This window comes from Nonomuraea sp. NPDC052129 (assembly GCF_040680095.1).
Classification (GTDB): Bacteria; Actinomycetota; Actinomycetes; order Streptosporangiales; family Streptosporangiaceae; genus Nonomuraea.
Map to the genome: position 1 here is coordinate 40,993 of NZ_JBFAVX010000022.1, position 20,938 is coordinate 61,930.

Below are 20,938 nucleotides of genomic sequence, written 5' to 3' on the forward strand. Positions count from 1 at the left end.
CGGCATGCGTGTCACCGTGACGGACCAGTCCCTGCCAGGGTTCGCCGAGGCCCACCGGGTCCAACGGGCCCGCTACCCGGCCGCCGAGCCCGGTTGGCAGCCCGTGCACACCGTCTACGTCCCGGCCGACCGGGTGTCGCCGAGCACGGTCGCGGGGTGGGGCGCGCAGGCGCTCGACCTGGTCAAGGAGCATCTGAGCGGCCCGGCTGAGCTGGCCGACGTCTTCGGGCTGCCTGACGCGCCGGCACGGGACGTACACGAAAGGGTGCTGCGCAAGCTCACCCGCGAGCCGGTAGAGGACCTGCGGATCGATTTCGAGGACGGCTACGGCGGGCGGCCCGGCGACGAGGACGGCCACGTCGAGCAGGCCGTCGTGGCCGTGGCCGTGATGCACGCGGCCGGAGCACTGCCGCGCCGGTGGGGGCTGCGGGTCAAGTCGTTCGCCGACGGGGATCCCGGGCGGTCGGTGCGGACGCTGGACGGGTTCGTCACCGGGGTCGTCGAACGGGTGGGCGAGTTGCCGCCGGGATTCGTGGTCACCTTCCCGAAGGTGCTGATGGAGTCGTATCTGGGCCAGTTCTGCGGCTTCCTGGAGCGGCTCGAACGGGAGCTGGACGTCCGGCTGCGGTTCGAGATCCAGGTCGAGGCGCCGCAGACCGTGCTGTTCCTGCGCGGTGAGCTGGCCGAGTCGTTCGGGGGGCGGCTGGCGGCCGCGCACTTCGGGGTGTTCGACTACACGGCCGCTCTCGGGCTGCCGCCGCACGAGCAGCGGCTCGACCATCCGGCCTGTGACCACGCCCGGCACGTGATGCAGACGGCGTTCGCGGGCACGGGGGTCGAGCTCTCCGACGGCTCGCTGGCCGCCTCTCCCGCCTCAGGGTCGGCCGCGGACGTGCACGCGCTGTGGCGGCGGCACGCCGAGCTCGTCAGGCACTCGCTGGGACACGGCTTCTACCAGGGCTGGGACATGCACCCTTCACACCTGGTGAGCCGGTTCGCCACGGTCTATGCCTTCCACCTGGCGCGCTACGACTCCTACCGGGATCGGGTGCGGGCCTGGGAGGAGCGGCGCGCGGCCGGGGGCGGCGTCATGGACGAGCCCGCGACGATCAAGACCCTCGTAGCCGCACTCCGCCGCGCCGACGCGGCGCTGGCCCTCCCGGACTGAAGCCGCTCGACGACCTTGGGGTCAAATCACGGGCCGCTCGGTGGCCCTTGGGTCAGTCGCGGTCGACCAGGCTGCGCCACTGACGGACGCGCCGCTGGTCAACCGGCAGTGACCAGCTCTCCCGTACGGCCGAGCCCACGTGGAACGCCCGGATGCCGTAGTCCAGCAGCGACGGCACATAGGCCGGTTTGAGCCCGCCGCCCGCCAGGATGATCGAGCCGTCGCCCGCGTCGGCCCGGCTCTTGAGCATCGGCAGCCCGTAGCCCACGCCGGCGGGCGAGCCCGCCGTGAGCACCGTGGCCAGGTTGGGCAGCAGCCGCACCGCGCGCCACGACGCCTGTACGTCCGCCGCGTGGTCGACGGCCCGGTGGAAGGTCCACGGCAGCGGCGACACGGCGTGGATCAGCGCCTCGGTGGCCGCCAGGTCCACGACGCCCGCCTCATCGAGGAAGCCGAACACGAACCCCGCGGCGCCCGCCTGGGCCAGCGCCTTGACGTCGAGACGGAGCCGGTCGAGCACCTCGGGGTCGGCGGTGAAGTTCGCGGCGCAGCGCAGCATCACCATCTGGGGCAGCGGGCACTCCGCGGCGATCGCGGCGACCGTCTCCGGAGCGGGGGTGAGCCCGTCGGCGCCCATGTCGGCGACGACCTCCAGACGGTCGGCTCCGCCCTGCTCCGCGGCGACGGCGTCGCGCACGTTCAGCGCGATCACCTCAAGGAGGGATCCGGTCATGCTGGAGAGGTTATATGGTGCTGTGTCCCTTTGTGCCGGAAAGCGCCAGGTGACCTGGGCAGGAACCGGGGTGCGGGCCGTGCCCCACCGGGGAGCGGGGCACGGCCGTACCGGCCGGGGCCGATCAGGGCGTCAGACGCCGATCAGCTCGGCGACGGTGAGGTCGCGGAAGGCCGTCGTGGCGGCCTCCTCCGCGGGCCGCTCGAACAGGGCGCCCGAGGAGCGGTGCGGCAGATCGACCGTCCGCACGTGCCGGAAGCCGCGGCGCCGGTAGTACTCCTGCAGCCGCGGGTTGTTCTTGGCGCAGTCGAGCCGGAGCTTGCGCAGCCCGGAGGCGAGCGCCGCGGAGCCCGCCCAGTCCAGCAGGGCGTCTCCGAGACCGAAGCCCGCCCAGGGCCGGGCGACGGCGAGCTTGTGCACGTACAGGGCGGCGCCAGGGTCGTCGGACCGGCGCCAGAACTCCGGGTCGGCGTGATCGTCGAGAGCGATCGTGGCGACGGGCGGGGCCTCGTCATCCAGTTCGAGGTACCGGAGCTCGTCGTCCACGAGGTAGAGCACCCGCTCGGCGATGAGAGGCTCGATCCGCTCGGGCCCGAAGCCGCCGCGCGGCCACTGCCGCACGCCCTGGGAGTACAGCCATTCGGCCGTGTCGGCGAGCAGGGTCAGGACGCCCGGGAGATCGGAGGCGTCGGCCCGGCGGAGAGCGAGCGGGTGGAGCAGGGTGTTGGAAAGCACGGTTCAGCCCTTCATTACATCGGGTGTCCATGCAGCCACAGAACGTAATGATTGGAGCGCGCGCTGGGTCGCATGGGGGGGTTTGAGGCGACATCTATCGATAAATCGCGCATGAAGGGAGTGCGCAGGACTCCCTCTGCCCAGCGAGGCGGGAGGCTCGTCTTAGGCGGCCGGTGGGATCACCCCCAACCGAGCTCGCTCAGCGGCGATCGAGCTCGTATCTGATCAAGTGCTTGTCGGCGGGGAGCACCGACACCGCGACACGCACTGGCATGTCGCCGTTGTCGTAACCAACGCGGACGTAGACCACGACCGGTGTGCCGAGCTCCAACTGGAGACGCTCGACCTCTTCCTGGTTGGGCATCCGCGCCCAGATGTCATCCACCACCCGCACCTGCTCGTGACCGAGCTCTTCCAAGACCCGGTTCGCCCCCCGCGGAATGTCGCCCGGCCGGGCGATCTCCGTGCTGGCCACCAGGTCGCGTGGAAAATAGGAATCGTTGGTGTTGTACGGCTGCCCGTCGACGAACCGCAGACGCCGTCGTACGACGGCCAGTTCGCCTTCGGCCAGCTCGAGTCGGCTGGCGATCTCCTCGACCGGTGAGACGGTCAAGACCTCTATGTACTGGCTGGGGGCACGACCTTCCTCCGTCACGGCGAAGGCGAACGCCTCTCGCAGCTCGCCGGATGGTTGTGGCTCCAGCTCTCGCTGCGGGTAGATCAGCAGCGGCCGGCGGTCCCGGACGACCGTGCCACGCCGTGGGGTTCGCGTGACCAACCCTTCGTTGACCAGCTCCCCTAGGGCGAGTCGGACGGTGTTGCGGCTCACCCCATGGTCTTCCATGAGCTGCGCCTCGGTCGGCAGCTGCGCCCCGGGGCCGAGTACACCGGAGTAGATGGCTCTCCTCAGCTCTGAGGCCACCAGCTGGTACAGGACCGACCTTGCCACTTTCACCCCTTTTGTTCCAACAATTTAGACGATCTGGTTCTAACAGGCCACAACCCCTTGACCGATGGCCATTGACAGCCGCATCATCCAATCGTTGGTACAAATCCATCGAAAGGCCGGTGAGGGGGTGAGGGCCGGTGTTACCGGTCCACGCGGGTACGCCATACCTGCCCTGGCATGACCCTTGTGAAGCAACACGTTTACTGCGTTACGCGTTGCCTCGCCAGGGACTCAGCCACACCTACCAGAGCAACGGCAGTGGCATGTCCGTTTTATCCGTGTTGACCGAGGTAACTGTGTGGAGCAAAGACGGTTCCTTCATCTGGAATGAGGAGGGTGCCACCGTCTCACATCCCATCGACGACCCCCTCGGTGCGGCCCAACGCATCGCAGACCACTACCGACATCCGGAGTCCTCGAAAGAGGGTCGCTCCCCCATGAACTCCGTGTGCGAACAATCGACCTAGGACTCCATCCCTCGCCGGAGTCCTGGCGTCGCCGCACACGGGGCAGGAAGCGCGTCCTGGCGGGTCCCCCACGCCCGCCAGGGCGCGCGTTCCTCCTTTTTCTCATGATTTACGGCACTTCGCGCCTTTTACCACCATTCTTCGTGCCAAGTCATACCCGCGCCGTAGACCGTCCCCGGTCGAGCCCCGCCCAAGGGACCGGCGTCCGGCGGGCGTGACCGGCCGCAGGGATGAGGCGGCCGGACCGGGATTGGCCTTCAGGCCCATTGGTACCTATCGTTCCCGACTTGGTGCCGCCGCGAAGGATTTCACGGGGATGCGTGCCACTCAGTCGGCCGCCAATTGATGAGTGTCAGCTCATCGCCCATGTCCTCGTACACACCTTCGACCGCCTGACCGTACTCGGGCTCGCGATCGCCGTCCCACCCGCCGTGGATCAGGCAGCCGGGCACGGCGGCGAGCCGGACCAGCACCACGACGTACGGCTCGCTCGCTCCGGGCATGAACGGCCGGCGGTTGACGATCCAGCTCTCCACCGTGCCGGCCGGCTCGACGGCCTCCCAGTGCCAGTCCTCGGTACGGCAGGCCGGGCAGAAGGCCCTGGGCGGGAAGCGGGCCGTGTGGCAGGTGTCGCAGCGCTGGACCGCGAACTCGTGGCCGGCCAGCCGGGCCCACCAGTCCTTGGAGTCGCGATCAGGCGTCGGCCGCACGCTTTGGGGCGGCCTGCCGTACCGGTCGGGCATGGATCAGCCCCTTCTGAGGTCACGCATGGGTGGTCAGCCCCTTCTGAGCAGGAGAGCCGAAGTGGCGGGGAGGATGTAGCCGGGCTGGGCGGTGGACAGAGCCACCTCGGCGCCCGCGACCTGCCGGTCACCCGCGTCCCCGCGTAGCTGGGAGACGGCCTCCGCTATGTGGTTGACGCCGTGGACGTAGCCCTCCGACAGGAAGCCGCCGTGCGTGTTGACCGGAAGCGCTCCGTCGAGGGCCGTGGCGCCCGAGGCGACGTACGGGCCACCCTCGCCCTTGGCGCAGAAGCCGTAGTCCTCCAGCTGGACGATCACCGAGTAGGTGAAGCAGTCGTAGAGCTGCGCCACGTCGATGTCGGACGGGCCGATTCCGGCCTGGGCGTACAGGCGCGGGGCCAGCGCGGCGGCGGCCGTGGTGGTGGGGTCTGCCCGGCCGCCGGACAGGTGCGAGTCGCCACCGCCCCAGGCCGCGCCGGAGATCAGCACCGGCGGGCGGCGCAGGGAGCGGGCGCGCTCGGCGGTCGTGATGACCAGGGCGCAGGCGCCGTCGGTCTCCAGGCAGCAGTCGAGCAGGCGGAACGGCTCGGCGATCCACCTGCTGTCGAGGTAGTCGTCGAGGGTGATGGGCGTACGCATGAGAGCACGGGGGTTCTTGACGGCGTTCGCCCGCTGGGTGACGGCCAACTGCCCGAAATGCTCCGCCTTCGTGTCATATTTCTGCATGTGGGCGCGGGCGTACATCGCGTATTGCTGGGGCGGCGCGAAATAGCCATAGGGCGCTTGATACTGCACCTCGGGACTCACCGGAAGGCCACGGCCGGTGCCGCCCATGCGGAACTCCGACCGGGCGTTGATCGCGCGGTAGCAGACGACGGTCTCCGCCACGCCGGCCGCCACGGCCAGCGCCGCCTGCGCCACGACCGCGTGCGAGACGCTGCCGCCGCCGAACTGGTCGAGGTACCAGGTCGGGTCTGCCAGACCGAGCGCGGGCCCCACCAGGGACGGGGCCGCCGAGTCGCCCACGCGATGGGTCGCTATGCCCTCGACGTCGCCGGGGCCGAGGCCGGCGTCGTCGAGGGCGGCCAGGATGGCGCGGCAGGCCAAGGTGAGTGTGCTGACCCCCGAGTCCTTGGTGAAGGGCGTGTACCCGACGCCCACCACAGCCGTACGGTCCCGGAACTCAAGCAAGCGCTTGGCCATCCTGAAACGCTAGATCGGACCGTCCACATATGTCAACCGGGGGGTATGTCGCGGCATTTCGCTTGACACCTTTTCCGTCGCACGCCTACCGTCCAAGCAAGCGCTTGGTAAGATACGATGCAGACGGCGAGGAGGAGGAGACCATGAGCACACACGCTGCCCGGCTGATCACGCCGGACGGCTGTGGCGGCCCCCCGGTGCCGTACCAGCGCAGGACTCTCAACGGAGCCTCGATGCCGAACGGCCAGTCCCACGCGAGCGGCAACGGCCAGCTCGACAGCCGGAGGTTCAGGTCGGTGCTGGGCAGGTTCGCCACCGGCGTGGTGGCGATCACCGCCCTCGACCCGGCCAGCAGCGAGCCATGCGGCCTGGCGGCCAACTCCTTCACCTCGGTGTCGCTGGACCCGCCGCTGGTGGCGTTCTGCGTGGCGCACACGAGCACGAGCTGGCCCAAGGTGCGCGGCGCCAAGGTCATCACCGTGAACGTGCTCGCCGAGCACCAGCAGCACGTCTGCGCCCAGCTCGCGAGCCGGGGCGGCGACAAGTTCGCCGGGCTGCGGTGGACCGGCTCGCCCGGCGGCAACCCGGTGCTCGAAGGAACCCTGGCCTGGCTCGACTGCGCGGTCGAGGCCGAGCACATGGCGGGCGACCACGTGATCGTGGTGGCCCGGGTGCTCCAGCTCGACACGCACGCGGACGGCGGCCCGCTGCTGTTCTTCCGCGGCGGCTACGGCGGCTTCGTTGAGCCCCAGTGACGGTGTCCGCGTTGAGCCTGCGTGAGGAGGCGCGCGCCTGGCTGGCCGCGAACCTCACCGGAGACTTCGCGCACGCCCGCGGCCTGGGCGGCCCCGGGCGTGAACACGAAGGTCACGAGGTACGGCTGGCCTGGGAGCGCCATCTCGGCAAGGCGGGCTGGACCTGCCTGGGCTGGCCCGTCGAGTACGGCGGACGCGACGCTTCGCTCGCCGACCAGGTCGCCTTCCACGAGGAGTACGCCCTGGCCGACGCCCCCGCCCGTGTGGGCCACATCGGCGAGGGACTGATCGGGCCGACGATCCTGGAGTTCGGCACCGAGGCGCAGAAGGCCCGCTTCCTGCCCCCGATCCAGCGGGGCGACGAGCTGTGGTGCCAGGGCTACTCCGAGCCGGAGGCGGGCTCCGATCTGGCCAACGTCCAGACGAAGGCGCACCTGGCGGGCGACGAATGGGTCATCACCGGGCAGAAGGTGTGGACGTCGCTGGCCCACGTGTCCGACTGGTGCTTCGTGCTCTGCCGTACGGAAGCGGGCTCCCAGCGCCACCGTGGGCTGTCGTACCTGCTCGTGCCCATGGACCAGCCCGGCGTCGAGGTCCGGCCGATCGTGCAGATGACCGGAACGTCCGAGTTCAACGAGGTGTTCTTCGACGGGGCCAGGACCGCGGCCGAAAACGTGCTCGGCGCGCCCGGCGACGGGTGGCGCGTCGCGATGGCCACGCTCGGCTACGAGCGCGGCGTCTCCACGCTGGGCCAGCAGATCGGGTTCCGGCGGGAGCTGGCCCGGGTGATCGAGGTCGCCGAGCGTACGGGCGCGGCCGACGACCCGGTGCTGCGTGACCGGCTGGTGCGGTCGTGGCTGGAGCTGGAGATCATGCGGCTCAACGCGCTGCGGGCCGATCCGGGGCCGGTGACGTCGATCGCCAAACTGTACTGGTCGGAGTGGCATCGTCGGCTGGGCGAGCTGGCCCAGGCCGTACAGCTCAAGTCTGGACTTGTCGCCCGCGACGGCGAGCTCAACGACCTCCAGCGGCTGTATCTCTTCAGCCGGGCGGACACGATCTATGCCGGTTCCAGCGAAATCCAGCGGAACATCATCGCCGAGCGCACCCTGGGACTCCCCCGCTGACGGACCTCTCTGATCGGAGCACTATGGCACCGCCGTACCCCAGAGCGCACGGCCTGCTCGACGGCAAGGTCACGCTGGTCACAGCCGCGGCGGGGGCCGGGATCGGCTACGCGACGGCCAAGCGCTGCGCCGAGGAGGGGGCCACGATCGTCGTCTCCGACCGGCACGAGCGCCGCCTGTCCGCCGCCGCCGACTCGCTGACCGAGCTCACCGGCGTCAAACCGCTGGCGGTGCCGTGCGACGTGACGTCGGAGGCCCAGGTGCTGGCGCTGTTCGACGCGGTGGTGGAGGCACACGGGCGGCTGGACGTGGTGGTCAACAACGCCGGGCTCGGTGGTACGGCGTCACTGGCCGAGATGACCGACGAGCAGTGGCACACCGTCATCGACGTCACCCTGAACGGCACCATGCGCTGCACCAGGGCCGCCCTGAAGCAGATGATCGCCCAGGGCTCCGGGGTGATCGTGAACAACGCCTCGGTGATCGGCTGGCGGGCGCAGCGGGGGCAGTCGCACTACGCGGCGGCCAAGGCCGGGGTGATGGCGCTGACCAGGTGCGTCGCCCTGGAGGCCGCCGAGCATGGCGTCCGGGTGAACGCGGTGGCGCCTTCGCTGGCCGTCCACCCGTTCCTGGCGAAGGTGACCAGCGAGGAGCTGCTGGCGGAGCTGGCGGCCGCCGAGGCGTTCGGGCGTTCGGCGGAGCCCTGGGAGGTGGCGAACGTGATCGTCTTCCTGGCCAGCGACTACTCCTCGTACATGACGGGCGAGGTCGTCTCCGTCTCTTCTCAACACCCGTGACTATATCCTGAGCAACAGGATATAGTGGGCTGGTGAATATAACGGAGCCCATGTTCCTGGCGCTCACCGCGCTGGTGGACGAGCCGCGGCACGGCTACGGCATCGTCCAAGAGGTCGATCGACTGTCCGGGGGGCGGGTGCAGCTCAAGATCGGCTCCCTCTACGGCGTGCTGGACCGGCTTACCGGAGAGGGCCTGGTGGCGCTCGACCGGGAGGAAGTGGCACAGGGGCGGCTACGCCGCTACTACCGGCTGACCGACTCGGGGGCGGGGGCCCTGGAGGAGGAGGCGGCTCGGCTGGCGGCCAACGCCCGCGCGGCGACCACCCGCCTCCGGGACCGGACCGCCCGCCTGCTCCCCGGAACGGCCACCGCGCTCGCCGGAGGTGCCTGGTGAACGAGTTGCTCGAACGGCGCTACCGCACCGTCCTGTGGCTGCTCCCCCGCTCGTATCGGGCCGAGCGGGAGGAGGAGATGGTGGCCGCGTTCATGGAGTTCTCCGGCGACGTGCCGGATGAGGAGAACCCTCGGCCGCGCTGGGGCGAGATCGCCAGCGTGCTCGCCCTCTCGATGCGCGTACGGGTCGGCGGAGCGGGCGCGATGCCCCGGTTCGTCGCCTGGGGCGCGGCCGTCAGGCTGGTGGCGACACTGGGGCTCGCCTTCCACGCGGCGGCCGGCATCTTCACCCTCGTCTCCCTCATCTTCATGACGCCCGACTCCATGACGCGACCACTCGGTGAACTCGCGGCGGCCCTCTGGGTGACGGCGTTCGTCCTGCTGATGCGTGGTCACGTCCGAACGGCCAAGCCGGTGGCGCTCGCGGCCGGCGCGGCGGCCCTGGCCGAGCTCGCCGTCTGGCAGAACTTGGCCAGCCAGTTCGTGCCTCTGGACGCGGTGCCACCGGCACTGAACGTCGTGGTCCCGCTGGCGGCCCTGCTCATCGGCTTCCACGACGGCGTCGCGCCGGTGCGGCGAGCATGGCGGCTGACGGTCCTGCCGCTGGCCGCCGGGCTGCTGTTGCGGGCCGTCGTCCTTGCTCTGCTGACGCCGTTGGGGAAGGTGCCGGTGTTGTGGCCGTGGGTGGACGTGATGGGTCTGGCCACGGCGGTGCTCGTGGTGGCCGGGATCGTCTGCCTCGCGCGCGACCTGCCCGCGTACGTGCCGCTCGCGCTGGCGATCCTCGGGGCATTGCTGCTGCCGTCGCGACTGTCGGTGGTGGACAACAGCTACCTGAGCTTGGGAGCTTCAGCGCTGTGGGTGTCCAGCGTGGGCCAGTGCGTGGCGCTGGTCGTCATGGTGACGGTCCTCGCGGTCGCGGGCTTCCGCGGTTTGCCGTCCGTACGACAGGGGCGGGCCGCGGTCTAGCGTCAGGTCTCCTCCCAGTGGGGGGTGTGCGATTCGATGTCCTCCGGCAGGCCGATGCGTCCGTTCAGCAGAATGAGCGGGGTGATCTGAACGCTGGTGCTGAAGCGGATGTAGCCGATGAAGAACTCGATCCCGGCGGCCCGCGCGTTGACCGAGCGCGGGCCTAGCCACTCCAGCAGTGCCCGGACATGGTAGAACTCGTCGGGGCGGAGTTCTTGGCGTACCGTCAGCGCCCAGCCCTCCGCCTGCTTCCTCTCGATCAGCTCCGCGACGAGTGCCCCGCCCACGCGCATGGCGGGGATGCGCCGCGCGAACACGGGCTCCGGATCGACGGTCTCCCACCGGCGCACCCTATCGATCATCGGCCGGCCACCCTGACAGGGAAAGACCAGGGTAGGCGCGCGAGCTGGGACGACTTAAGGTCCGAGACATGGGCACACGCGCTTCCCACCTGCTAGATGTCCTCATGACGGAGTTCGGCGAGTCGATCAAGCGAGACCCCGCGGCATTCAGGCGGAAATTTCGGAAAATGGCGGCCTCCCCTTTTGCGTTCTACCGAGGCAGCGCCTGCCTGTTCTACGCGGACCTCACCGAAGGGTTCGCGGACTCCTCATACCTTGACGAACCGACCAGCCGGGTGTGGATCCACGGCGACCTGCACGCCGAGAACTTCGGCACCTACATGAACGCCTCGGGCGTGCTGGTCTTCAACGTCAACGACTTCGACGAGGCGTACGTGGGACCGTACGTCTGGGACCTCAAGCGGTTCGCCGCCAGCGTGGCGCTGATCGGGTACGCCAAGGCCCTGTCGGACGAGGCGATCAGCGGGCTCGTGAGCGACTTCGCCGGCGCGTACCTGGCCGAGCTGGGCGGCATCGCGCGCGGCGGGGACGACGCCATCGGGTCACTCACCCTCGACACCACCACCGGCGTGCTGCACCGGGTGCTCCAGACGGCCAGGCTGAGCACGCGCGTGGCGATGCTGGACGTCGAGACCCTGATCGACGACTACGACCGGCGGTTCGCGATCATGGACGGGCGCGAGCCCGTCGACGCGGCGACCCGTGACTCCGTGACGGCCGCCTTCGCGGACTACCTGACGACGCTGCCCACGCAGTCGAACCCGGTCGAGCACGTGATCAAGGACGTGGCGCTGCGCAAGGGCGTGGGGATCGGGTCGGCGGGGCTGCCGTCGTACAACCTGCTGCTGGAGGGGCGGTCGCAGGCGCTGGAGAACGACGTCATCCTCTACATGAAGCAGGCGCAGGTGCCGGCGGTGGCCCGGCACGTCCCCGACGAGAAGGTCGCCCGTTACTTCCGCCACCAGGGCCATCGGACCGCGGAGTCGCAGCGGGCGCTGCAGGCGTACGCCGATCCGTGGCTGGGCTACACGACGCTGAACGGCGTGGGGCAGTTGGTGGCGGAGGTCTCGCCCTACTCCGCCGACCTGGACTGGGACGACGTCAATGAGCCGGCGGAACTGCGGTCGATCATGCGGGATCTGGGGCGGGCGGTGGCGCGCATGCACTCGGTGGCGGACGACGAGTCCAGCCACGACCTGGTGAACTTCTCGACGGAGGAGTCCATCATGGCCGTGGTCAACGGCGACAGGCCCGGATTTATCGGGATGTTGGTGGATTTTGCGCACCGTTATGGGGCACAGGCCCGGGAAGACCACCAACGGTTCGTCGACCTCTTCCGCAACGGCCGCCTTCCGGGGGTGTGACCGCCCCGGCCCGTTCGGGTGTGGCCACCTCGTTTTGGTGCGGGTGTGGCCACCTCGCCCTGTGCGGGTGTGGGCGCCTCGCCCGTGCGGGTTGGCCGTCTCGCCCCGCGGGTCTGGCCGCCGACTCTCCCGGCACGGTCCTGAGCGCGTGGCCCGGTTGTTCGGACGTGGTTCGAGCAGAGACGTGGGCTGAGACGTGGGCAGGCACGTGAACAGGGACATGGAGGGAGCATCGTGAGGCGTCTGGTGGGGTTGCTGCTGGGGACGGAAGAGGACTGGCCGTCGGCGTTCGAGACGGTGCTGAGGCGGTTGGGGCCGGTCAAGGGGGTCGGCGAGTTCGACGTGGAGCGCATCACGATCGAGCCGTTCGACCTGCGCGACCGGCCTCGGCACGATCTGGTGATCGACCGGCTGGCGTACTGGTACTACCACCCGCGCGAGTGGCTCAAGAAGGTCGCCATGATGGACGACGTCTATCTGCTGAACAGCCCGTTCACCTTCCAGTCGATGGAGAAGCACGCCGCCTACTGCGCCATGATGCGCCTCGGGCTGAAGGTCCCGAAGACCGTGCTCGTGCCGTACAAGAACCCGCCCGACAACACCAAGTACGCCTACACGGCCTCCCGCTACAACCAGCCGTTCGACCTTGACGCGGTCGCGGAGGGGATCGGGTATCCGCTCTTCATGAAGCCGTACGACGGCGGCGCGTGGCGCGGGGTGTCGTTGGTACGGGACCCCGACGAGCTCCATCGGGCCTACGACCAGAGCGGCGAGATGCTCATGCATCTGCAGAAGGCGGTCGAGGGCTACGACGCGTTCGCCCGTTCGCTGTCGATCGGGGCGGAGACGATGGTGATGCGGTTCCGGCCCGAGGAGCCGATGCACGCCCGGTACGTCGTGGACCACGAGTTCCTCGCCCCGAGCGTGGGCGACGAGGTGGTCACGATCGGGCGGCTGGTGAACGCGTTTTTCCGGTGGGAGTTCAACTCCTGCGAAACCCTGGTCAAGGGTGCGGATGTGCACCCGATCGACTACGCCAACGCCTGCCCGGACGTGGCGCTGACGAGCCTGCACTACTACTTCCCCTGGGCGATCAAGGCGCTGGTCCGGTGGAGCGTGTTCTGTGTGGGCACCGGGCGGCGGCCGCGGCTCGATCTGGACACGCGGGAGTACTTCGCGGTCACCGGGTCGTACGAGGAGCGGCTGGCGGCCTATCGGCAGCTGGCCGACGCCTACTTCGAGACCGACCGTTACCAGGACTTCTGCGACAGTCGGCTGCGCCACCTCGACGAGATCGTCCTGGACTGGGTGGCCGGGCCGGACTTCGACCGGCTGCTGGTCGACACGGTGACGGCCACGTATCCCGCGCACGAGAGGGACCGCTTCGTGGAGCACTTCCGCGGCCTGCTGGGGATGTGGGTGAAGGACTCCGGCTGAGCACGCCGCGCCTTCGGGGGCTGGCTGGGAAGCCAGTCGGCCCGCGGCTTGCGAGGCCAGTCGGCCCGCGCCTTCGGGCGGGCTAGCAAGGCCGGCCAGCTGGCTACCGACCAGTCGGTATGGCATGCTTCCGGAACATGACGCTGTTCTCGGTGGAAGGCAAGACCGTCGTCGTCACTGGCGGCTCCCGTGGTATCGGACGCATGATCGCGACCGGGTTCGTCGAGGCCGGGGCGACCGTGTACATCTCCGCCCGCAAGGTCGCCGAAGTGGAGCAGACCGCCAAGGAGCTGGGCTGCGTGGCCGTGTCGGCCGATCTGTCCACACCCGAGGGGGTGGGCGCGTTGGTGGAAGCGGTGGACGGGCCGCTGGACGTGCTGGTGAACAACGCGGGCGCGGCGTGGGGCGCGCCGCTGGAGGACTATCCGGAGCATGCCTTCGACAAGCTCTGGAACATCAACGTCAAAGGGGTCTTCTTCCTGACCCAGCGCTTCCTGCCGCAACTGCGGGCGGCGGCCAGCGCGGAGGATCCGGCACGGGTGATCAACATCGGGTCCATCGACGGGATCCGGGTGCCGTCCGTGGAGAACTTCGCCTACTCCGCGTCGAAGTCCGGTGTGCACATGCTGACCCGGCACCTGGCCAGGCAGCTGGCGCCTGAGCACATCACCGTGAACGCCATCGCACCGGGGCCGTTCGACTCGAAGATGATGGCGTTCGCCCTGGATGATCCGGCCATTCGGGAGAGCATCGCGGCGAGCGTGCCGATGGGCCGGATCGGCCACCCCGACGACATGGCCGGGGCGGCGATCTACCTGTCCTCACGTGCCGGGGCCTACCTCACTGGCACGGTCATTCCGGTCGACGGCGGCATCTCCTGCTGATCCCCGATCCTGTCGGGCGCGGATCCTGTCAGGCGCGGATCTCAGAGGCGCTCGCGGAGCGCGGTGGCGAGATACGCGGCCGCGCGGGGCTCGTGGCGCAGGAACAGGTACGGCTCGGTGAGCTCGACCTCGATCACCATCGGGGTGCCGTCGGGGAGCCGGACCAGGTCGATCCTGGCGTACAGAAGGGCCTGGGGGATGGCGGCAAGCACCTTCTCAGCGAGTTCGACCTGGCCCGGGGCCGGTGTGCGCGGTTCGGCCCGAACCTGGTCCGCGCCCGTCTTTCCCGGAGACAGCTTGGGGGTGCGCCGGACGGCATGGCTGAACCGGCGATTGAAGTGCAGCAACCAGGTCTCGCCCTCCGACTCGACCATGTCGAGGTAGGGCTGGACCATGGGGAGTGCGACCGCTGCCACGATGGACCATCTTCTTCGCCTTCCCCCGAAGCGGGATTCCTCCGTCAGGGCCCCAGCCACGACAGACCGTCACATGGATCGAGACGGTCGCGTGACGGACCACCCGAGGAACCATGGTGGTCACCGCACTAGTCGGAAGTGGTGCTCACACCCACGCCACTACGGTGCGTGGCCGTCGCGGCGTTGCCATTGATGTTGTTGACGTTGGTGCTGGAGCCGGCGCCTCTGTTGCCGGCCTGGACGCTGCCGAAGGTGTTGCCCGACTGCGCGGACGCGGAGTTGGTGCTGGAGCTGCTGTTGCTGGTGTCGGTGTCGGCATGGGCCGGAGCGGCCAGCAGGGCCGCGCCCGCGGCAATGGCGACGATGGCCGTGATGCCAAGCTTCTTGATCATGTCGATGTCCTTCCAGAGGGTTTCTCATGGACTTCGGACTCCGCCGGACGGCGGCGACCGGGGTGCGAGGAAGGGGATCGGGGTCAGTAGAAGATGTAGGTCACCGTGGTGCTGCCGTTGGTAGCGGTGGCGGCTATGCCGTTGATGTTGTTGACATTGGTCGACCGACCGGCACCCTCGTTGACCGCTGCGATGTCGGCGAGACTGTTTCCGGACTGGGACGAGTAGGTGTTGCCGCTCCAGGCGTCGGTCCAGGTGTCAGCGTGAGCGGGTGTGGCCAGCAGGATGGCGCCGGCGGACGCTGCCACGACGGCACCGGTGACGCACAGCTTCTCGATCACTTCAGCTCCTTTGCCGGTGGGCGTCTCGCATGAGACAGCACCGGCCCAAGAGCACACCGCCATCCCCGTTGACCTTCTTTGACCTTTGAGGATCAAAGCCAAAGCGATCATATAACTAAGCGTAGTGATCGTGTGACTCTTAGCAATCAGAACATTCTTCTGGAGTCGCGCTACTGACAGGCGGTGTCAGTGGTCGGCTCGTAGCATCCGCGCATGATTTACGAGTTGCGAAACTACACTCTGCATCCCGGCCAGCGGGACACACTGATCGAGTTGTTCGAGCGTGAGTTCATCGAAGGGCAGGAGGAGGCCGGGATCGGAGTGGTCGGCCACTTCCGGGACCTGGACAATCACAACATGTATCCGTGGATGCGGAAATTTCCGGATATGGAGGCTCGGCGGGCGGCCCTCACGGCCTTCTACGGCGGCCCGATCTGGAAGGCCAACCGGGACGCGGCCAACGCGACGATGATCGACTCCGACAACGTACTGCTGCTGCGCCCAGTGCCCGTGGCCTCCGCCGACGTGCCGCACGGGTCCGCTCCCCGCCACTCCGACCTCCCGAGCGGATCTACTCCCGTCCTCTCCCCCGGGTCCAGCCCCGACCCCTCTCTTCAGTCCTTTTCCGGCTCCTCTCTCGATCCCTTTTCCAGGACGGCCCGGCCGCCCGTCGGCGCCACCGTTCTGCCCGAGTCGCTGTACGTCGCGATGATCTACCACGTCGACGACGGGTTCGCCGAGTTCTTCGCTCGGGAGGCCGTACCCGTGCTCAGAGAAGCCGGGGTGCCGCCGGTGGCGTGCTTCGAGACCGAGACCGCCGAGAACACCTTTCCCGCTCTGCCCGTACGTACAGGGGAGCAGGTGTTCGTGTGGTTCGCCCGGTTCGATCGGCCCTCGGACGAGCGTGAGGTGGCGCTGCCCGGACTGGAGTCCCGGTTGACCTCTCCCCCACAGCGCCTCCGTCTGGCTCCCACGGCTCGATCAGCGCTTCGCTGAGGCTCCGGGCCAACGGGTTGGTCCGGGGTGTTGGGTCAAGGCGCGGACAATGGTGGGCATGGAGGTAGTGATCGTGTCCGGGCCGCCGGGGGCGGGGAAGTCGACCGTGGCTCGGCTGCTGGCCGATGCTGTCACGCCTAGCGTGCATCTGCATACGGATGACTTCTGGGCCTTCATCCGGCGAGGGGCCATCGCGCCGTACCTGGCGGAGTCTCGCCATCAGAACGAGACCGTCATGAGCGTGCTGGCGGGCGCGGCGTTCGGGTACGCCGACGGCGGATATCACGTGATGGTGGATGGCGTCGTCGGGCCGTGGTTCGTCGGCGCCTTCGCCAAGGTACGGCGCGCTCCGCTGCACTATGTGGTGCTTCGGCCCGACCGGGAGACGACTCTGGTCAGGGCGACGGGGCGAGGGCTTGACGCGCTTACGGATCCCGAGCCGGTGCTGCAGATGTACCAGCAGTTCGTCGACCTGGGTGAGCTGGAGTCGCACGCCTTCGACTCCAGCGGCCTGACCGCCGAGCAGACGGCCGCCGAGATCCGCACCCGACTGTCCGAGGGCGCCTACCTGCTCAAGACGCCGTAGCAGCTTCCAGAGCCCGCCTCGGACCGTGAACGCGCCTCACGACAGAGGCGGCCCTCATGGCGGAGGCGGGCCGCACGCCGAGGACGGGCCTCACGACGGAGGCGGGCCTGCGCCATAGGCGGGCAGTGGGTCGGGGGCGTCTTTGAGGAGTTTCGCGACTGCGTCGCCCACCTCCCCGGGGGACCAGCGGGCGCCGCGGTCCGCGCGTGGGCCGTGGGTCCAGCCCGTGGCCAGGGAGATCACTCCGCCCTCCACCTCGAACACCCGGCCCGTCACCGCCTCCGATGCCGCCGAGCCGAGCCAGACGACCAGCGGTGACACGTTCGCCGGGTGCATCGTGTCGAAGCCGGAATCGGGCGCGGCCATGGTCTCGGCGAAGACCTCCTCGGTCATGCGGGTGCGGGCGGCGGGGGCGATGGCGTTCACCGTCACGCCGTACCGGCCCAGTTCGGCGGCGGCCACCTGGGTCAGCGCGACGATCCCGGCCTTGGCGGCGGAGTAGTTGGACTGGCCGACGCTGCCGAGCAGGCCCGCGCCCGACGAGGTGTTGATCACGCGGGCGGCCGCGGGTGCGCCGGACTTGGCTCGTTCGCGCCAGTACGCGGCGGCGTGCCGCATCGTCAGGAAGTGGCCCTTGAGGTGGACTCGGATGACCTCGTCCCAGTCGTCTTCGCCCATGGAGACCAGCATGCGGTCGCGGACGAATCCGGCGTTGTTCACCAGCACGTCGAGCCCGTCGTACGCGGTGACGGCGGTCTTCACCAGCCGGGCCGCGCCGTTCCAGTCGGCCACGTCGTCGCTGCTGGCCACCGCCTGACCGCCGAGTGCGCGGATCTCCTCGGCCACGGCCAGCGCGGGTCCGCCGGAGCTGCCGTCGCCGCCGAGGCCGGTGCCCAGGTCGTTGACCACGACGCGGGCGCCCTGCCTGGCGAACTCCAGCGCGTGCTCCCTCCCGATGCCCCGCCCGGCTCCGGTCACGATCACAACGCGGCCGTCACAGATTCCCACACGGACCTCCCAGGAAGATCAGGCAGAGATATCAGGAAATGTCGCTTGAAGCCAGGTTTTGCCAGGCGGGAATCTCGCCGCCCCCATGAACGTGTACCTGCGCCCCTGTCACATAACCGGGAGCGGCCAGCCACAGGCAGACCGAGGCCACGTCGGCGGGCGTCGCCATCCGCCCGGCCGGGATGGCGGTCCCCACGTCCTTACCGCCGTAGTGGTCGGCGGAGTCCTCCGTGGCGGCCAGTCCGACGACGACCGTGTTGACGCGTACGTCAGGAGCCCATTCGGCGGCCAGGCAGTTCGCCAGGTGATGCAGTCCCGCTTTGGCCGCACCGTACGCCGAGGTGCCCGGCGAGGGCCGTACGCCGCTGGAGCTGCCGATCATCACGACGGAGCCGCCCGAGGCGGCGAGCAGCGGGTGGGCGCGCTGCGCGACGAGCATGGGGGCGATCAGATTGAGCTCGACGACACGCGTGTGCAGGCGTGGTGAGGTGCCCTCCAGCAGCGCGTACGGCGAGCCGCCCGCGTTGTTGACGACCACGTCCAGCCGGTCGAGCCCTGAGAACAGCCGCTCGAGGTCGTCGGCGTCCCGCACATCGGCCCGGACGAACCGCACTCCAGCGACCGGCGGAGGTGGTGGGTCGTGGCGGGCGCAGACGATCACTTCGGCGCCGGCCGCGGCGAAGGCGGTGGCGATGCCCGCGCCGATCCCCCGCGTCCCACCGGTCACCAGGACGACCTTGCCCGTGTAGTCGTAAGTCACCGTCACGGGTGCTACCGTACCAAGCAAGCGTTAGGTGCAACCAGGGAGCGGGATGGGAATCACGCTGCGGGACGGCCCGATCGCCGAGGTCGTCGTCGACGTCCCACCGGTGAACGCGCTGCCGGCGCGAGCCTGGCACGAGCTGGCCGGCGCCGTTACGGCCGCCGGGCAGGACGAAGAGACCAGGGTCGTCGTATTACGAGCCGAGGGCCGGGGCTTCAACGCCGGCGTGGACATCAAGGAGATGCAGGCCACCGAGGGCCACACCGCCCTGATCAATGCGAACAGGGGATGCTTCGCGGCGTTCGCGGCCGTGTACGACTGCCCGGTGCCCGTGATCGTCGCCGTCCACGGGCACTGCGTCGGCGGCGGCGTCGGCCTGGTAGGCAACGCGGACATCGTGCTGGCCAGCGAGGACGCCTACTTCGGCCTGCCCGAGGTGGACAGGGGCGCGCTCGGCGCCGCCACCCACCTGTCCCGGCTGGTGCCGCAGCACCTCATGCGCGCCATGGTCTACACGTGCCGGAACGTGACGGCGGCCGAGCTGCACGCGTTCGGCTCGGTGCTGGAGGTGGTGCCGCGTGACAAGCTGCGGGACGCGGCGCTGGAGGTGGCGGGCCAGATCGCGGACAAGGACCCGTACGTGATCCGCTGCGCCAAGGAGTCGCTCAACGGCATCGACCCGGTGGACGTGAAGCGCTCCTACCGCTTCGAGCAGGGCTTCACGTTCGAGCTGAACCTGATGGGCGCGGGCGACAGGCACCGGGACCGCTTCGTGGAGGGCTCGTGAGCAAGGTCATGTCCGTCGAGGAGGTCGCGGCCGAGGTCGAGAGCGGCATGACGGTCGGCATCGGCGGCTGGGGATCGCGCCGCAAGCCGATGGCCCTGGTCGCCGGCCTGCTGCGGTCGAACGTCCGGGATCTCACCCTCATCTCCTACGGCGGCCCGGACGTCGGCATGCTCTGTGCCGCCGGGAAGGTACGCAGGGTGGTGGCCCCGTTCGTGACGCTGGACTCCATCCCGCTCGAACCGCACTTCAGGCGGGCCAGGCAGGGCGGCACGGTCGAGTTCACCGAGTATGACGAGGGCATGTTCATGTTCGGGCTGCTGGCGGCGGCGCACCGGCTGCCGTTCCTGCCCACTCGGGCCGGTCTCGGCTCCGACGTCATGCGGGTCAACCCCGGTCTGCGCACCGTCCACTCGCCGTACGAGGACGGGGAGGAGCTGGTCGCCGTGCCCGCGCTGACCATGGACGTCGCGCTGGTGCACCTCAACCGGGCGGACCGGCGCGGCAACGCGCAGTACCTGGGCCCCGATCCGTACTTCGACGACCTCTACGCCAAGGCGGCGGCTCGGTGCTTCGTGTCGTGCGAGCGACTGGTGGACACCGCCGACCTGCTGAAGGAGGGGCCGGTGCAGTCGCTGCTGATCAGCCGGTCGATGGTGAGCGGTGTGGTCGAGACGCCGGGCGGCGCGGGGTTCACCGCGTGCGAGCCCGATTACGGCCGCGACGAGCAGGAGCAGCGGCGCTATGTGGACACGCCGTGGGAGGAGTTCCATGACCAAGTCTGACGTGTCCGTGAGCAGGGCTGATGTGTGCGTGGTCGCCTGCGCGGAGGCGTTCAGAGGCGACGGGGAGATCCTCGCGGCCGGGATCGGCGGGGCGGTCACCGTGCTGGCTGCCCGGCTGGCCAGGCTGACGTTCGAGCCTGATCTGCTCACGCATGACGGCGTCTGCCTGCTGACGGGCGACGTGCCGGCGCTGGGGGAGCGGCCCGAGGTGGTGGAGGGCTGGCTGCCGTTCCGCGATCACCTGTGGCTGGTGCTGAACGGCCGGCGGCACGTGATGCTCGGCGCGAGCCAGATCGACCGCTTCGGCAACTCGAACATCTCCTGCATCGGCGACTGGGCGCGGCCCAAGGCGCAGCTCCTCGGCGTACGCGGCGCGCCGGGCAACACGCGCTGCGACCCGACGAGCTACTGGATCCCCCGGCACTCCCCCAAGGTGTTCGTGCCGCGAGTGGACGTGGTCAGCGGTCTCGGGACCGACAAGGGTGCCTTCGACCTGCGGCGGGTGGTGACGAACCTGGCCGTGCTCGACTTCCGCACGCCGGACGGGTCGATGCGGCTGGCCTCGGTGCATCCGGGGGTGAGTGTCGCGGAGGTGGTCGCGGCGACGGGGTTCGAGTTGACGGTCCCCGAGGACGTACCCGAGACCCGGGAGCCGACCGCCAAGGAGAGCAGGCTGCTGAAGGAGGTGCTCGACCCGCGCGGGTCCCGCGAGCGCGAGGTGGCCGCATGAGGAGAGCGCGGAGCGGCCCCGAGGCCGCCGCATGAGGAAAGCGTGCAACG

The 20,938-nt window shown here is 69.4% G+C and carries 25 protein-coding genes; 14 read left to right on the forward strand and 11 right to left on the reverse strand.

All coding sequences use genetic code 11. The features are described from left to right. Positions 1 to 4: 4 nt before the first annotated feature. Positions 5 to 1,168, forward strand: a complete 1,164-nt coding sequence (locus AB0L53_RS37080; protein WP_364004349.1) for an aldolase — start codon at positions 5 to 7, stop codon at positions 1,166 to 1,168. A gap of 52 nt (positions 1,169 to 1,220) precedes the next feature. Here the strand turns inward: AB0L53_RS37080 and AB0L53_RS37085 are convergent, their stop codons facing one another. The 5 genes from AB0L53_RS37085 to AB0L53_RS37105 form a co-directional block, all read right to left on the reverse strand. Then, positions 1,221 to 1,901 (reverse strand): copper homeostasis protein CutC, encoded by a 681-nt coding sequence (locus tag AB0L53_RS37085; protein WP_364004352.1) that lies wholly within the window; start codon positions 1,899 to 1,901, stop codon positions 1,221 to 1,223. 132 nt (positions 1,902 to 2,033) lie between these two features. Continuing rightward, a complete protein-coding gene (locus tag AB0L53_RS37090; RefSeq protein WP_364004355.1) occupies positions 2,034 to 2,636 on the reverse strand; it encodes a GNAT family N-acetyltransferase in 603 nt (200 codons plus the stop codon). 199 nt (positions 2,637 to 2,835) lie between these two features. Beyond that, a complete protein-coding gene (locus tag AB0L53_RS37095; RefSeq protein ID WP_358442764.1) occupies positions 2,836 to 3,585 on the reverse strand; it encodes a GntR family transcriptional regulator in 750 nt (249 codons plus the stop codon). 775 nt (positions 3,586 to 4,360) lie between these two features. After that, positions 4,361 to 4,795, reverse strand: coding sequence for an OB-fold domain-containing protein (locus tag AB0L53_RS37100; protein ID WP_364004359.1), 435 nt, complete (start codon positions 4,793 to 4,795; stop codon positions 4,361 to 4,363). Between the two features lie 33 nt (positions 4,796 to 4,828). Further along, a complete protein-coding gene (locus tag AB0L53_RS37105) occupies positions 4,829 to 5,998 on the reverse strand; it encodes an acetyl-CoA acetyltransferase (protein ID WP_364004361.1) in 1,170 nt (389 codons plus the stop codon). 233 nt (positions 5,999 to 6,231) lie between these two features. Between AB0L53_RS37105 and AB0L53_RS37110 the strand changes: the two genes are divergently transcribed. The 5 genes from AB0L53_RS37110 to AB0L53_RS37130 are packed head-to-tail and all read left to right on the forward strand — an operon-like array spanning position 6,232 to position 10,040. Continuing rightward, a complete protein-coding gene (locus AB0L53_RS37110) occupies positions 6,232 to 6,753 on the forward strand; it encodes a flavin reductase family protein (RefSeq protein WP_364004724.1) in 522 nt (173 codons plus the stop codon). Positions 6,754 to 6,764: 11 nt separating this feature from the next. Beyond that, the gene (locus AB0L53_RS37115) at positions 6,765 to 7,880 is read left to right on the forward strand and encodes an acyl-CoA dehydrogenase family protein (RefSeq protein ID WP_364004364.1); all 1,116 of its coding nucleotides are present in this window, start codon (positions 6,765 to 6,767) and stop codon (positions 7,878 to 7,880) included. Between the two features lie 23 nt (positions 7,881 to 7,903). Beyond that, positions 7,904 to 8,677, forward strand: coding sequence for an SDR family oxidoreductase (locus AB0L53_RS37120; RefSeq protein WP_225299357.1), 774 nt, complete (start codon positions 7,904 to 7,906; stop codon positions 8,675 to 8,677). Between the two features lie 32 nt (positions 8,678 to 8,709). Beyond that, a complete protein-coding gene (locus AB0L53_RS37125) occupies positions 8,710 to 9,072 on the forward strand; it encodes a PadR family transcriptional regulator (RefSeq protein ID WP_364004368.1) in 363 nt (120 codons plus the stop codon). After that, complete coding sequence (locus AB0L53_RS37130) at positions 9,069 to 10,040, forward strand: hypothetical protein (RefSeq protein WP_364004371.1); 972 nt, start codon at positions 9,069 to 9,071, stop codon at positions 10,038 to 10,040. Before AB0L53_RS37125 ends, AB0L53_RS37130 begins: the two co-directional genes overlap by 4 nt. A gap of 2 nt (positions 10,041 to 10,042) precedes the next feature. On the opposite strand, the gene AB0L53_RS37135 is transcribed toward AB0L53_RS37130, so the two are convergent. Beyond that, entirely contained in the window at positions 10,043 to 10,402 is a 360-nt protein-coding gene (locus tag AB0L53_RS37135) for a hypothetical protein (RefSeq protein WP_364004374.1), read from the reverse strand. A 68-nt stretch (positions 10,403 to 10,470) separates the two neighbouring features. On the opposite strand from AB0L53_RS37135, the gene AB0L53_RS37140 reads away from it, so the two are divergent. The 3 genes from AB0L53_RS37140 to AB0L53_RS37150 all read left to right on the forward strand — a co-directional run bounded on the left by AB0L53_RS37140 (position 10,471) and on the right by AB0L53_RS37150 (position 14,087). Beyond that, entirely contained in the window at positions 10,471 to 11,766 is a 1,296-nt protein-coding gene (locus AB0L53_RS37140) for a DUF2252 domain-containing protein (protein WP_357946702.1), read from the forward strand. A 234-nt stretch (positions 11,767 to 12,000) separates the two neighbouring features. Beyond that, complete coding sequence (locus AB0L53_RS37145; RefSeq protein WP_357946699.1) at positions 12,001 to 13,203, forward strand: hypothetical protein; 1,203 nt, start codon at positions 12,001 to 12,003, stop codon at positions 13,201 to 13,203. 137 nt (positions 13,204 to 13,340) lie between these two features. Then, positions 13,341 to 14,087 (forward strand): SDR family oxidoreductase, encoded by a 747-nt coding sequence (locus tag AB0L53_RS37150; protein WP_364004378.1) that lies wholly within the window; start codon positions 13,341 to 13,343, stop codon positions 14,085 to 14,087. A 41-nt stretch (positions 14,088 to 14,128) separates the two neighbouring features. Here AB0L53_RS37150 and AB0L53_RS37155 read toward each other — a convergent pair whose 3' ends face one another. The 3 genes from AB0L53_RS37155 to AB0L53_RS37165 all read right to left on the reverse strand — a co-directional run bounded on the left by AB0L53_RS37155 (position 14,129) and on the right by AB0L53_RS37165 (position 15,236). Then, on the reverse strand, positions 14,129 to 14,503 hold the full coding sequence (locus tag AB0L53_RS37155; RefSeq protein WP_364004381.1) for a hypothetical protein: 375 nt from the start codon (positions 14,501 to 14,503) through the stop codon (positions 14,129 to 14,131). Between the two features lie 128 nt (positions 14,504 to 14,631). Continuing rightward, positions 14,632 to 14,895, reverse strand: coding sequence for a hypothetical protein (locus tag AB0L53_RS37160; protein WP_364004384.1), 264 nt, complete (start codon positions 14,893 to 14,895; stop codon positions 14,632 to 14,634). An 83-nt stretch (positions 14,896 to 14,978) separates the two neighbouring features. After that, positions 14,979 to 15,236: a hypothetical protein gene (locus AB0L53_RS37165; RefSeq protein WP_357946688.1), complete on the reverse strand. Its 258-nt coding sequence runs from the start codon at positions 15,234 to 15,236 to the stop codon at positions 14,979 to 14,981. 213 nt (positions 15,237 to 15,449) lie between these two features. On the opposite strand from AB0L53_RS37165, the gene AB0L53_RS37170 reads away from it, so the two are divergent. Further along, on the forward strand, positions 15,450 to 16,232 hold the full coding sequence (locus tag AB0L53_RS37170) for an NIPSNAP family protein (RefSeq protein WP_364004388.1): 783 nt from the start codon (positions 15,450 to 15,452) through the stop codon (positions 16,230 to 16,232). Positions 16,233 to 16,290: 58 nt separating this feature from the next. After that, the gene (locus AB0L53_RS37175; RefSeq protein WP_364004391.1) at positions 16,291 to 16,818 is read left to right on the forward strand and encodes an AAA family ATPase; all 528 of its coding nucleotides are present in this window, start codon (positions 16,291 to 16,293) and stop codon (positions 16,816 to 16,818) included. Between the two features lie 90 nt (positions 16,819 to 16,908). On the opposite strand, the gene AB0L53_RS37180 is transcribed toward AB0L53_RS37175, so the two are convergent. Together AB0L53_RS37180 and AB0L53_RS37185 are read right to left on the reverse strand one after the other, a co-directional pair. Beyond that, a complete protein-coding gene (locus AB0L53_RS37180; protein ID WP_357946681.1) occupies positions 16,909 to 17,826 on the reverse strand; it encodes an SDR family oxidoreductase in 918 nt (305 codons plus the stop codon). A 31-nt stretch (positions 17,827 to 17,857) separates the two neighbouring features. Further along, on the reverse strand, positions 17,858 to 18,592 hold the full coding sequence (locus AB0L53_RS37185) for an SDR family oxidoreductase (protein WP_364004395.1): 735 nt from the start codon (positions 18,590 to 18,592) through the stop codon (positions 17,858 to 17,860). A gap of 46 nt (positions 18,593 to 18,638) precedes the next feature. Between AB0L53_RS37185 and AB0L53_RS37190 the strand changes: the two genes are divergently transcribed. Genes AB0L53_RS37190 through AB0L53_RS37200 form a run of 3 tightly spaced genes read left to right on the forward strand, consistent with a single transcriptional unit; the run spans position 18,639 to position 20,888 of the window. Next, the gene (locus AB0L53_RS37190) at positions 18,639 to 19,376 is read left to right on the forward strand and encodes an enoyl-CoA hydratase family protein (protein WP_364004398.1); all 738 of its coding nucleotides are present in this window, start codon (positions 18,639 to 18,641) and stop codon (positions 19,374 to 19,376) included. A gap of 8 nt (positions 19,377 to 19,384) precedes the next feature. Further along, positions 19,385 to 20,158, forward strand: coding sequence for a CoA-transferase (locus tag AB0L53_RS37195; protein ID WP_364004727.1), 774 nt, complete (start codon positions 19,385 to 19,387; stop codon positions 20,156 to 20,158). Further along, positions 20,145 to 20,888 (forward strand): CoA-transferase, encoded by a 744-nt coding sequence (locus AB0L53_RS37200; RefSeq protein ID WP_364004400.1) that lies wholly within the window; start codon positions 20,145 to 20,147, stop codon positions 20,886 to 20,888. The genes AB0L53_RS37195 and AB0L53_RS37200 overlap by 14 nt, the downstream gene beginning before the upstream one ends. The last annotated feature ends 50 nt before the right edge of the window (positions 20,889 to 20,938 follow it).

Coding starts and splice junctions, on each gene's coding strand:
- AB0L53_RS37080 (WP_364004349.1), top strand. CDS start 5: ATGCGTGTCACCGTGACGGACCAGTCCCTGCCAGGGTTCGCCGAGGCC.
- AB0L53_RS37085 (WP_364004352.1), bottom strand. CDS start 1,901: ATGACCGGATCCCTCCTTGAGGTGATCGCGCTGAACGTGCGCGACGCC.
- AB0L53_RS37100 (WP_364004359.1), bottom strand. CDS start 4,795: ATGCCCGACCGGTACGGCAGGCCGCCCCAAAGCGTGCGGCCGACGCCT.
- AB0L53_RS37105 (WP_364004361.1), bottom strand. CDS start 5,998: ATGGCCAAGCGCTTGCTTGAGTTCCGGGACCGTACGGCTGTGGTGGGC.
- AB0L53_RS37110 (WP_364004724.1), top strand. CDS start 6,232: ATGCCGAACGGCCAGTCCCACGCGAGCGGCAACGGCCAGCTCGACAGC.
- AB0L53_RS37120 (WP_225299357.1), top strand. CDS start 7,904: ATGGCACCGCCGTACCCCAGAGCGCACGGCCTGCTCGACGGCAAGGTC.
- AB0L53_RS37135 (WP_364004374.1), bottom strand. CDS start 10,402: ATGATCGATAGGGTGCGCCGGTGGGAGACCGTCGATCCGGAGCCCGTG.
- AB0L53_RS37140 (WP_357946702.1), top strand. CDS start 10,471: ATGGGCACACGCGCTTCCCACCTGCTAGATGTCCTCATGACGGAGTTC.
- AB0L53_RS37150 (WP_364004378.1), top strand. CDS start 13,341: ATGACGCTGTTCTCGGTGGAAGGCAAGACCGTCGTCGTCACTGGCGGC.
- AB0L53_RS37160 (WP_364004384.1), bottom strand. CDS start 14,895: ATGATCAAGAAGCTTGGCATCACGGCCATCGTCGCCATTGCCGCGGGC.
- AB0L53_RS37170 (WP_364004388.1), top strand. CDS start 15,450: ATGATTTACGAGTTGCGAAACTACACTCTGCATCCCGGCCAGCGGGAC.
- AB0L53_RS37175 (WP_364004391.1), top strand. CDS start 16,291: ATGGAGGTAGTGATCGTGTCCGGGCCGCCGGGGGCGGGGAAGTCGACC.
- AB0L53_RS37190 (WP_364004398.1), top strand. CDS start 18,639: ATGGGAATCACGCTGCGGGACGGCCCGATCGCCGAGGTCGTCGTCGAC.
- AB0L53_RS37195 (WP_364004727.1), top strand. CDS start 19,385: ATGTCCGTCGAGGAGGTCGCGGCCGAGGTCGAGAGCGGCATGACGGTC.
- AB0L53_RS37200 (WP_364004400.1), top strand. CDS start 20,145: ATGACCAAGTCTGACGTGTCCGTGAGCAGGGCTGATGTGTGCGTGGTC.